Genomic DNA, 9,799 nt, shown 5'->3' with positions numbered 1-9,799 from the left:
GGCGGGGCCTACCCCGGGGGCGTACCGGGGGGGGCGCCCCCCCCCCGGGGATCGCCACCGTCCGGCGTGCTCGCCGCCGTCCGCGCCGCTACCGTCCGCGCCGCTACCTCCCGGAGACGATGTCCGCGACGCGGGCGATCGGCGAGGTGGCGGCCCGTCCGCCCGCCTCCTGGCGGTCCGCCGCGTGGTAGGCCGCGTACATCGCGTGCACCCCGATCCAGCGCAGCGGCTCGGGCTCCCAGCGGCGCACGGTGTGGCCCACCCAGGGCAGCCCGGTCAGCCCGGTGTCCCGCCCGAGGACCAGGTCGCGCAGCGTCCGGCCCGCCAGGTTCGTCGTGGTCACCCCGCTGCCGACGTACCCGCCCGCCCAGCCGAGACCACTCGCACGGTCCAGCTCCACCGTGGCGCACCAGTCCCGGGGCACGCCGAGCACGCCCGCCCAGGCGTGGTCGATCCGGGCACTCGCGGCCGCCGGGAAGAAGCGGTTCAGGATCTGCCGGAGCTGGCGCACGGTCTCCACCTGGGTGCCGCCGTCCGCGTCCGTCCGCGAGCCGAACCGGTACGGCACACCCCGGCCGCCCAGCGCGATCCGGTCGTCCGCGGTGCGCTGCGCGTACATGTAGGCGTGCGCGAAGTCGCCCAGCACCTCGCGGCCCTGCCAGCCCGCGTCCGCCCAGAAGGCGGGCGGCAGCGGCTCGGTGGCGATCATCGCCGAGTTCATCGGCAGCCAGGTCCGCCGCTCGCCGCGCAGGCCGGCCGTGAACCCCTCGGTCGCGCGCAGCACGTACTCGGCGGTCACCGTGCCCTGCGGCGTCACCGCGCGCGGCCGGGCGTACGCGGTGCCCGGCAGGATCGCCGTCACCGCCGTCCCCTCGTGCACCGCCACCCCGAGGTCCCGCACCACCCTCGCCAACCCGCGTACCAACTCTGCTGGTTGGATCCGTGCACCGTACGGCGTCCAGGTGCCGCCGAGGGTGCCCGCGACGGCGATCCGGTCGGCGGCCTCCTTCGCGCCCAGCAGCTCGACGCGACCCTCGCCGTACGCCCGCTCGGCGGCGGCGAAAGCCTTGAGCCGCTCCAACTGGGCTCTGTTCCTGGCGACTTCGAGCACCCCGCCGCGCACGATGTGCGCGTCGATCCGCTCGGCGGCGGCGACGTCCACGACCTCCCCGACCGCCTCGTCCATCGCCCGCTGCATCGCCGCCGCCGCACCCGGGCCGTACCGCTTCGCGAACGCGCCCCGGCCCGCGAAACCGTTGTACAGCCACCCGCCGTTGCGCCCCGAGGCGCCGTAGCCGCAGAACCGGCGTTCCAGCACCGCGATCCGCAGCGACGGCTCCGCCTTCTTCAGGTAGTACGCCGTCCACAGCCCGGTGTACCCGCCGCCGACGATGCACACGTCCACATCCGCGCTCCCGGGCAACGCCGGCCCCGGCTCCGGCAGCCCACTCGCCGCGTACCAGAACGACACCTCGCCGTTGACCGCCACCAGAACCTCCCACACCCGTCGCCGACCTGCCCGGACGCTACGCCGCACCGGTCACGCCGGAACACCCCCACACTGCCAAGATCCCCCCGCCCGGCCAGCCACCCTGTCAGACCACCAACAGCTCCAGCACCCGCGTCCAGCTGTACGCCCCCGTCGCGAACTCGGCGATCCGCACCCCCACCCTCCGCAGCCTCGCCAAGCTCTCCCCGTACACCGGCCACACCCGCACCGGGTCGACGATCCCACTCTCATCCCTCACGGCCGACCCACTGCCAGGTCCGCATGCACGACCTTCCCGAACGGCTCAACCACGACTCCCCAGCGCCCCTTCGTCAGCCTGTGCACCAACGCCAGCCCCCGGTGGCACTCCTCGTCCTCCCCCGCAAGCATCAGCACCGGCAACGCCCCAGACCCGTCCCGCACCGCGACCCGCACCGTCCGATCGGTGATCCGCCGGATGGTGACCGTCATCCGCGTCAGACACCCGGTCTTGGCAGCATTCGCCACCAACTCACTGACGATCAACTCTCCATCGTCGACCAGTTCCGGCAGCCCCCACTCCTCCAACTTCGCCCGAACCATCCGCCGGGCCGCAGCGGCCGACTCCGGCAAGTACGGAAGCATCACGGTCGCCGGTTTCGACGCCCGGCCAGCGATCAGAAGCCCACTCGTCATTAACAGCCCCTCGGCCAGAGTCTCGAACGAAGACGCAGCCGGGTGCAGGCCCACAGATCATCAACCCGAAGCAGCGTGTGACCAGTGAACGACAATGCGTTACCGTCAACCAGAGCAGAACCCAGGCGCTTTCCAGGCGTTTCCCAGGCGTCCACGGCACACGCCTGGAACGATGACGTTCGTGGAACGGGGACGGATGAGCGGCAAGCGCGACCTGTTCGCCCGGCGGCGGCGAGAGTTGGGCTACAGTCAGGAACAGCTCGCTGCTGATCTTGGTGTTGCCACGTCCACTGTCACCCGCTGGGAGTGCGGCCGCGCCGACCCCCAGCCTCAACAGAGGCCAAAGCTCGCAGCGCTCCTCAAGGTCACCGCCTCGGAGCTGGACGGACTTCTAGATCCTCAGCTCAAGGCGCCAGTCCGTCAAGCAACGCCTGCGCCCATCCACGAAAGTGACGACATGAAGCGACGCGATGCCTTGGGGCTAATTGCAGCAACGGGCGTGCTGATCACCCTCCCATGCGGCGAGAGCACAGCCGCACCGCCGACCTCCGACATGCTCCACGAGTCCACGGCCCCTGCGAACGCCGACCTGTGGCGAATCTTCTCCGCATCACGCGACAAGCAGGATGTCTACCCCCTGGTTCGCCACCAACTAGGAGTGCTCGCGGCCGAGCTCCGGGCCGTCAGCTCTGAGCTCGCACGGACGCGGCTTTGCGCGCAGGTGGGTGACCTCTACCAACTGGCCGGCGAGATCCTCTTCGACGCCAATCGATATACCGACGCCGCGCACTGCTACACCCTCGCGGCGGCAGCCGGCAGAGAGGCGTCACACTTTGACCTATGGGCATGTGCTCTGACTCGACACGCCTTCATCGAACTTTCCGAGCGACGGTTCGCCTCAGCCGAGCCGATTCTCGCAGCGGCGGCGCGCGTCGCCCGACGAGGAGATGCCCGACTCTCCACCCGCCATTGGGTCTCTGCAGTCCAGGCCCAGGCGTATGCCGGCCTCGGCCAGCTCCAGGCCTGCGATCGAGCGCTTGCAGAAGCCGAGCAGGTACACGGCCTCACTGGTTCAATCCACAACAGCGGTTGGCTGCGCTTCGACGGGACCCGCCTCGCCGAGGAGCGCGGAACTTGCTACCTCGCACTCGACCGACCGGACCTCGCCGAAGAGTCACTTCGGAGCGCCCTGAACGTCAGTCTCTCTCCTCGCCGTCGCGGCGCCGTTCTCGCCGAACTCGCGGCTCTCAGCGCCAACAGCGGCGACATCGAGCAGGTGGTCCAGCTCAGCACGGCTTCCATGGCTCTTGCGGACGAGACAGGATCCGGCTACATCGCGAAGAAGCTCAACGGGTTGAAGCCACATCTTGCACCTCTGATGAGAGACAACCGGATCGCGGAGTTGCACGACCACATTACGGCGCTCCAACGCGCCGCATGAGGAAAGGAATAGCTCATGACCGAGGACGGCCGGATCTTCCGTGAGGCGTGGATCGCTGGCGTGAAGAAGCACTTCCCTGGCGAGCCGAAGCTCGGCTACATCGCCCCGTGGGAGGAGACTCCCGAATGGGAACGAGACTGCGCTGCAGCCGTGTTCGGGCAGGTCCGGGACTTCGTGGCCGTGAGCAGCGGGACGACCGCCAAGCTCTCCCGCGAGCAGAAGGGGCGTTTCGTCTCGCTCTGCTGGATCGCCCAGATCCACAAGCACATCGAGAGCCCCAAGCCCGGCTACGTCGCGGACTGGAACGACCTGCCCAAGTGGCAGCAGGAGACCGACGCCGACATCTTCGAGGCGATCGAGCGACTGGTCTAGGTGAGTCCCGGGTGTCCGCCCCCGCGACGCGCAGGGGCGGACACCATTACGCAGCGCCCGTCGGTCGCAGTTCGTACCCCACAGGTCGTAGGCCGTCAGGACCATGGCTTCGGCCCACGCTCCTTCTGCGCGCGGACGACCGCCATTGGCACCGTGTGGTGCCCTGGAGTCCCGGGCGCGCCGGCCCGACGAGAGGAGACGCTCCGTGAACCCGTCCACGCCGTACAGGATTCGACCATTCCGGCTCAGCGCAGCGGCCGTCGCCGCAGGCGTCCTGCTGTTCGGCGTGGCCGCCGCGCCGGCAGCCCAGGCGGCGGGCCCCCGAGCCGACGTCGTCCAGCAGCGGCTCGACGCGCTGGTCCGGCAGGATGGTGTGCCCGGCGCGCTGGCCACCGTGCGGGACCGGAACGGGCACACCCGCACCTACACGGCCGGGGTGGGCGATCTGGCCACCGGCGCGGCGGTGCCCGTGGACGGGCAGGTCCGGGCGGGCAGCAACACCAAGTCCTTCACGGCCGTCGCCGCCCTGCAACTCGCCGCCGAGGGCAAGGTCGATCTGGAGGCCTCCCTCGACACCTACCTGCCGGGCCTCGTCCGCGGCACCGGCGCCGACGGCAGCCGCATCGACGGGCGGAAGATCACCGTCCACCAGATCCTCCAGCACACCAGCGGCCTGCCCGACTACACCCACTTCCTGCCCGACCAGAGCCCCTCCCAGTACCACGAGCCCCGCGATCTGCTCGACCTCGCGCTCGCCCAGAAGCCCGACTTCGAGCCCGGCAAGGGCTGGAAGTACTGCAACACGGGCTACCTGATCGCCGGTCTGATCATCCAGAAGGTCGCCGGGCGGCCCGCCGGCGAGGAGATCACCCGCCGGGTCATCGACCGCATCGGCCTGCGCCACACGTACTTCCCCGCCCAGGGCGACATGACGGTGCACGAGCGCCACCCGCACGGCTACGTCACCGAGGAGCCCGGTGACCAGCCGCTGGACGTCACCGAGCAGGACATGTCCTGGGCCTGGACGGCCGGCGCCCTGGTCTCCACGAACAGCGACCTCAACCGCTTCTTCCGTGCCCTGCTCGGCGGCGAGTTGCTGGCCCCGGCCCAGCTCGCCCAGATGCAGATCACCGTCCCCGCCGAGTACATGGGCCCCGGCGGCCGGTACGGGCTGGGGCTCGCCAGCCGCCCGCTGTCCTGCGGCGGTGTGTACTGGGGCCACGGCGGCACGCTCCCGGGCTACGTGACCCGCGGTGGTGTCACCGAGGACGGTCGCGCCGCCGACATCGCCGTCACCACCCTGCCCTCTGCCGATGTCAAGCAGCGCGTCGCCGACGCCGTCGACGCCGCGCTCTGCCGCTGAGGCGGTCAGGCACTCAGGCGCTCACACGCGAGAGCGGACCCCGGGCGACGACCGTGCCCGCCCCCGCGTCACGGGGCGGGCACGGTCGCTCATCCGCGGTCTCAGCCGATGGTGGAGCCGGTGATGGGCTCGGAGAGTTCGACGGTCTTGCCGTTCAGGCCGGCCTTGACGAACTGCCAGGTGAGGCCGTTGATGACGCCCTGGCCGAGCGGGGCCAGCTGGGCGAAGGCGGGCTGGCTGAGGTCGAGGTGGCCGGCGTCACAGGAGGGGCACTTGTCCCGGACGGGGACGGTGACGGTCTTGCCCTGGTAGCTGACCTTGACCGAAATGCCCTGACACAGGGGGTCGTTGTTGGGGTTGGCGCTGGTCCACCAGGTGTGGGAGACCGCGACGAGCATCTGGTTGGAGGCGTTGATCTGGGTGCCGCAGGCGCCGTAGCCGGCGTCGTTGTAGTAGGTGGCCTTGCCGGCCATGGGCGTGTTGATCGGTATCGCCGCGCTGGCGGTGCCGGCGGTGAGGGCGATGAGGGCGGCGGCCGCGAGCGGGGCGCCCGCGAGGATCCTGAGGTTCTTGCTGATGGCGCGCATGGTTCCCTCCGGTTCTTTAGCCATGGACATGACAGACAGAAGTCGCCGAAGCCCCAAGAGGGTTCGGCGAGACCGCCCGATGCCCGTCCGAGTGAAGAGAACGTATGCGCCCGACGGCGGTGCGGTCCAGACCGCCGCCATGTTGACATGAACACAAGTCAGGAATCTTTACCAATACGGCCGAAGGGACGAAGATACGTGACCGCACCGCGCCGCAGGGTGTTGACAGGCCACCACGCCCACCTCCGGAGGCCCCGCCCCATGCGCACCGCACTCGCCGCCCTGCTCCTCGGCGCCGCCCTGATCCCGGCCGCCGCCGCACCCGCCAACGCCGCACCCGTGCCCGTACCCCGCGCCGTGAACCAGGGCTACAGCATCCCCGTCGGCGCCGTCACCGACCTCGGCGCACTGCCGGTGCTCGGCAGCCTCGGGCTGGACTTCGCCCACCTGCTCGGGCAGTAGGGACGCGGACCCTTCAAATCCGGCCCCCTCACACCCGGACGCTGAACAGCCCGCCGGAGAGCGGCTGTTGGTCGGACCGGGCGGACGTGATGTAGAGCGTCCGCCCGTCCGGCCCGCCGAAGGCGCAACTGGTGACGCGCGGCACCGGCAGCTCGACCGACGCCAGCACCTCACCCCCCGGCGAGAGGCACCGCACCGCCCAGCCGTCCCAGAACGCCACCCAAAGGTTGCCGTCGGCGTCGAGCGTCATGCCGTCCGGGTAACCCGGCAGGTGGGAGACGTCGAGCGTGCGGATCCGCTCGCCGAGGGGGCCGTGCTCGGGGTAGGGGTAGAGGGCGATGCGGCGCGTCGTGGTGTCGATGTGCCAGAGCCGGTCGGGCTCCGGCCAGGCGAGGCCGTTGGGGATGTCGAGCCCGCCGAGGATCGCCCGGACGCCGCCGTCGCGCTCCAGCCGGTACAGCGATCCTGGCTCGCGCGGCTCCCCCCGCCCCATCGAGCCGGCGACCGGCCGGCCGTACGGGTCGGTCTTGCCATCGTTCATCCGGCGGTCCGGGCGGTCGGCCTCGACGGCGGCGACCAGCGTGGTGCGGCCGGTGGCCGGGTCGAGCCGTTCGAAGCCGCGCTCGGTGGCGAGCATCAGTCCGCCGTCGCCGTACGGCATCAAGGTGCCGGGGGTGACGTCGAGTTCGACCGAGCCGATCGCGCCCGAGGCCGGGTCCAGGGTGAGCACCCGCCGGTCGGGGATGCCGATCCAGCGCAGCAGTTGCGCGGACTGGTCCCACAGCGGGCCCTCGCCCAGCTCCAGGTACGGTGTGTCGGCGACCGGTTCGGCACGCACAGCGGGGCCCTCCTCGAACAAGGTGTCAGCGCAGCAGGGCTTCGGGCAGCATCGCGGTCAGTCCGTCGTCCACGGCGAGGCAGGCACCACTGATGAACGAGGATTCCTCACTCGCCAGGAAGCCGACCACCCGCGCGACCTCGGCCGCACTGCCGAACCGCCCCAGTGGGGACGACCGTAGCATCGCGGTGCTCGGCTGCGGATCCGTCCACCAACTGATCGGCACGGCCCCCCTTCCAGGGCATCGGCGTCGGCGTCGACCGCAAGTCCCCGGTGTCCTGGCCGGTGTACGAGCGCCACCGCTCCCTCCGCTGCACCGGCGGCCTGCACTCCGTCACCTACCTGCCCGGTGGCCCTGGCGTGTTGGTGGCCCTGGTGGATCTTCCCCGGAAGGCCCGCCGGGACCACCCCCACCCGGGTTAGGCTCGATCCGCGCGGCGGCCGTCCGCGCACCGACCGAGGGGGAGCGTGTGATCGGGGACCTGCTGCCGGACGCCGTCGTGACCGAGGTGTCCTACGACGACCCGCCGGAGGCCCGGCTGGAACCGGCCGAGGAGGCCGCCGTCGTCCAGGCGGTGGCCAAGCGCCGCCGGGAGTTCACCACCGTCCGCCACTGCGCCCGCACCGCCCTCACCCGCCTCGGCATCCCCTACCGCCCGCTGGTCCCCGGCCTGCGCGGCGCCCCGAGCTGGCCCGACGGCGTCGTCGGCAGCCTCACCCACTGCGAGGGCTTCCGAGCGGCGGCCGTCGCCCGCTCCGGCGACCTCGCCTCGGTCGGCATCGACGCCGAGCCCGCCCTGCCGCTCCCGGACGACGTCCTGGACGTCATCGCGCTGCCCGAGGAGGGGAAGCGGATCGTCGACCTGCTCGCCGAGCACCCCGGTACCCCGTGGGACCGCATCCTGTTCAGCGCCAAGGAATCCGTGTACAAGGCGTGGTTCCCGCTCACCGAGCAGTTCCTGGACTTCAGCGAGGCCGACCTGGTCCTCTCCCCCGACGGCTCCTTCACCGCCCGCCTGCTGGTCCCCGGCCCGAACGTCAACGGCCGCCGCATCGAGGGCTTCGAGGGCCGCTGGGCCGTCGGTGACGGGCTGCTCGCCACCGCCATCGCGGTCGCCCGGTAGTCCGGCGCACCGACGACCGCACTCGGCATATCCTCGACCCCGTGACCGTGACCTATGTGATAGCTGGCACCCGGATCCACACGCTGGACGACTTCTGGGACGTGGTCGGTGAGACCATCGGCAGCGACGGCTACTTCGGCCGGAACCTCGACGCCTTCGCCGACTGCCTGCGCGGCGGCTACGGCACCCCCGAGGACGGCGACTACCTGATCGAGTGGCGCGACCACGCGGTCTCCCGGCGCAACCTCGGCTACCCGGAGACGGTCCGCCAGCTGGAACTGCGGCTGGCCCACTGCCACCCCGCCAACCGCGAGCACGTCCGCGCCGACCTCGCCGCCGCCCGGGCCGGCAAGGGGCCGACGGTGTTCGACTGGCTGGTCCGGATCATCGAGGAGGAGCACCCGGGAGGCCTCCGACTGGCCTAACGCCGCAGCGCGGCTCCCCCGCACCTCACCGCAGCACGTCCGACAGCCGGACGAAGCGCCGCCCCGCCGCCAGCAGCCCCGGCACCGCCGCCACCACCCCGGGGGCGGTGCCGCCGCCCGGGTGGTTCATGTGGCAGATCACGATCGCCCCGGGCGGGGCCGCCGCGATCTCCTGCCGCACCTCGGCGGCGCTGAGCGTCGCCCCGCCGTCGCCGTTCACGGTGAAGCCCGCGGCGCGTTCCCCCAGGTCGGCGACCACCCGGGCAGCGACGTCGTCGTAGTGCGCGGTGCCGGAGCGGAAGAACCGCACCGGGTGGCCGAGCAGCCCGGCGAGCTTGTGCGCGTTGCCCGCGACCTCGTCGTACACCTCGCCGACGCCACCGGTGCCGGCGATGCCGTAGGCGGAGCGGCCGGTGACCGAGAGCGGGCGGTGGACGGTGCCGTGGTTGCCGATCTCGAAGAGCGGATCGGCGGCGAGTTTCTCGAACACGTCCGGGTTGGCGTCGATCCAGCGGGCGTTCAGGAAGAGCGTGGCGGGGACGGAACGTTTCCGCAGGAAGTCGATCAGGTCGGCGTCGTACCCGTTCCCGCCGGGGCCGCCGCAGGCGTCGAAGGTGAGCGCCGTCGCGCTCTCGCCGGCGGGCAGCTTGGTGGTCACCCCGGTGACCTCCATCCCCCACTCCTTCGGCGCGGTGCCGCCGTACCGGGCGACCAGCTCGGCCCGGGTCGGCTCCCGGCTCGCGGGCTCAGCGGTCGCAGCGGTCGGGGCGGGCGTCGGGGGCTCCGACGGCGTCGCCGCCGATATCGCCGAGGCCCTGGAGGCCCCGGAGGCCTCTGAGGCCGAAGCGGACGCCTCCGAGGCTTCCGGGGCCGCCGCCCCGCCGCCCCCCGAAGGCCCGCACCCCGCCAGCGTGCTCCCGGCCACCGCCGCCAGCAGCGCCCGCCGACTCAGTGCCACACCCGTCTCCTCCGCGATGACCCGATCCGCTCGTTATGAATATGAACGGACTAATCGTCATCGCC

General features: G+C 71.6%; 13 protein-coding genes and 1 pseudogene. 7 read left to right on the top strand and 7 right to left on the bottom strand.

From position 1 onward, the window contains the following. Positions 1–103 precede the first annotated feature (103 nt). The 3 genes from ACFWPI_RS05685 to ACFWPI_RS05675 all read right to left on the bottom strand — a co-directional run bounded on the left by ACFWPI_RS05685 (position 104) and on the right by ACFWPI_RS05675 (position 2,164). Positions 104–1,492, bottom strand: a complete 1,389-nt coding sequence (locus ACFWPI_RS05685) for an NAD(P)/FAD-dependent oxidoreductase (RefSeq protein WP_380380285.1) — start codon at positions 1,490–1,492, stop codon at positions 104–106. A gap of 103 nt (positions 1,493–1,595) precedes the next feature. Further along, positions 1,596–1,748: a hypothetical protein gene (locus ACFWPI_RS05680; RefSeq protein WP_380380262.1), complete on the bottom strand. Its 153-nt coding sequence runs from the start codon at positions 1,746–1,748 to the stop codon at positions 1,596–1,598. Beyond that, positions 1,745–2,164, bottom strand: a complete 420-nt coding sequence (locus tag ACFWPI_RS05675; RefSeq protein ID WP_380380264.1) for an ATP-binding protein — start codon at positions 2,162–2,164, stop codon at positions 1,745–1,747. Before ACFWPI_RS05675 ends, ACFWPI_RS05680 begins: the two co-directional genes overlap by 4 nt. Positions 2,165–2,360: 196 nt before the next feature. Between ACFWPI_RS05675 and ACFWPI_RS05670 the strand changes: the two genes are divergently transcribed. The 3 genes from ACFWPI_RS05670 (at position 2,361) to ACFWPI_RS05660 (ending at position 5,340) form a co-directional block, all read left to right on the top strand. Further along, the gene (locus tag ACFWPI_RS05670; protein WP_380380266.1) at positions 2,361–3,605 is read left to right on the top strand and encodes a helix-turn-helix domain-containing protein; all 1,245 of its coding nucleotides are present in this window, start codon (positions 2,361–2,363) and stop codon (positions 3,603–3,605) included. A 15-nt stretch (positions 3,606–3,620) separates the two neighbouring features. Beyond that, a complete protein-coding gene (locus ACFWPI_RS05665; RefSeq protein ID WP_380380268.1) occupies positions 3,621–3,977 on the top strand; it encodes a hypothetical protein in 357 nt (118 codons plus the stop codon). Between the two features lie 205 nt (positions 3,978–4,182). After that, positions 4,183–5,340 carry a serine hydrolase domain-containing protein gene (locus tag ACFWPI_RS05660; protein WP_380380270.1) on the top strand — a complete coding sequence of 386 codons (1,158 nt, stop codon included), beginning with the start codon at positions 4,183–4,185 and terminating at the stop codon, positions 5,338–5,340. Positions 5,341–5,441: 101 nt separating this feature from the next. Here the strand turns inward: ACFWPI_RS05660 and ACFWPI_RS05655 are convergent, their stop codons facing one another. Next, complete coding sequence (locus ACFWPI_RS05655) at positions 5,442–5,927, bottom strand: cysteine/serine endopeptidase inhibitor (protein ID WP_380380272.1); 486 nt, start codon at positions 5,925–5,927, stop codon at positions 5,442–5,444. Between the two features lie 261 nt (positions 5,928–6,188). On the opposite strand from ACFWPI_RS05655, the gene ACFWPI_RS05650 reads away from it, so the two are divergent. Further along, the gene (locus ACFWPI_RS05650) at positions 6,189–6,389 is read left to right on the top strand and encodes a hypothetical protein (RefSeq protein ID WP_380380274.1); all 201 of its coding nucleotides are present in this window, start codon (positions 6,189–6,191) and stop codon (positions 6,387–6,389) included. A 28-nt stretch (positions 6,390–6,417) separates the two neighbouring features. On the opposite strand, the gene ACFWPI_RS05645 is transcribed toward ACFWPI_RS05650, so the two are convergent. Next, positions 6,418–7,227, bottom strand: a complete 810-nt coding sequence (locus ACFWPI_RS05645) for an SMP-30/gluconolactonase/LRE family protein (RefSeq protein WP_380380276.1) — start codon at positions 7,225–7,227, stop codon at positions 6,418–6,420. Positions 7,228–7,252: 25 nt separating this feature from the next. Further along, entirely contained in the window at positions 7,253–7,411 is a 159-nt protein-coding gene (locus ACFWPI_RS05640; RefSeq protein ID WP_363369598.1) for an SDR family oxidoreductase, read from the bottom strand. Between the two features lie 19 nt (positions 7,412–7,430). On the opposite strand from ACFWPI_RS05640, the pseudogene ACFWPI_RS05635 reads away from it, so the two are divergent. The 3 genes and pseudogenes from ACFWPI_RS05635 to ACFWPI_RS05625 form a co-directional block, all read left to right on the top strand. Then, positions 7,431–7,650, top strand: a pseudogene (locus ACFWPI_RS05635) (hypothetical protein); the annotation flags it as partial. Between the two features lie 47 nt (positions 7,651–7,697). After that, positions 7,698–8,351: a 4'-phosphopantetheinyl transferase gene (locus ACFWPI_RS05630; RefSeq protein WP_380343065.1), complete on the top strand. Its 654-nt coding sequence runs from the start codon at positions 7,698–7,700 to the stop codon at positions 8,349–8,351. A gap of 41 nt (positions 8,352–8,392) precedes the next feature. Continuing rightward, positions 8,393–8,776 (top strand): barstar family protein, encoded by a 384-nt coding sequence (locus tag ACFWPI_RS05625; protein ID WP_063346419.1) that lies wholly within the window; start codon positions 8,393–8,395, stop codon positions 8,774–8,776. Between the two features lie 25 nt (positions 8,777–8,801). Here ACFWPI_RS05625 and ACFWPI_RS05620 read toward each other — a convergent pair whose 3' ends face one another. Continuing rightward, positions 8,802–9,734, bottom strand: a complete 933-nt coding sequence (locus tag ACFWPI_RS05620) for a polysaccharide deacetylase family protein (protein WP_380380279.1) — start codon at positions 9,732–9,734, stop codon at positions 8,802–8,804. Positions 9,735–9,799 lie beyond the last annotated feature (65 nt).

The sequence above is a fragment of the Kitasatospora sp. NPDC058492 genome, from assembly GCF_042720685.1.
GTDB lineage: Bacteria > Actinomycetota > Actinomycetes > Streptomycetales > Streptomycetaceae > Kitasatospora.
This window is presented reverse-complemented; position numbering and strand designations above follow the sequence as displayed.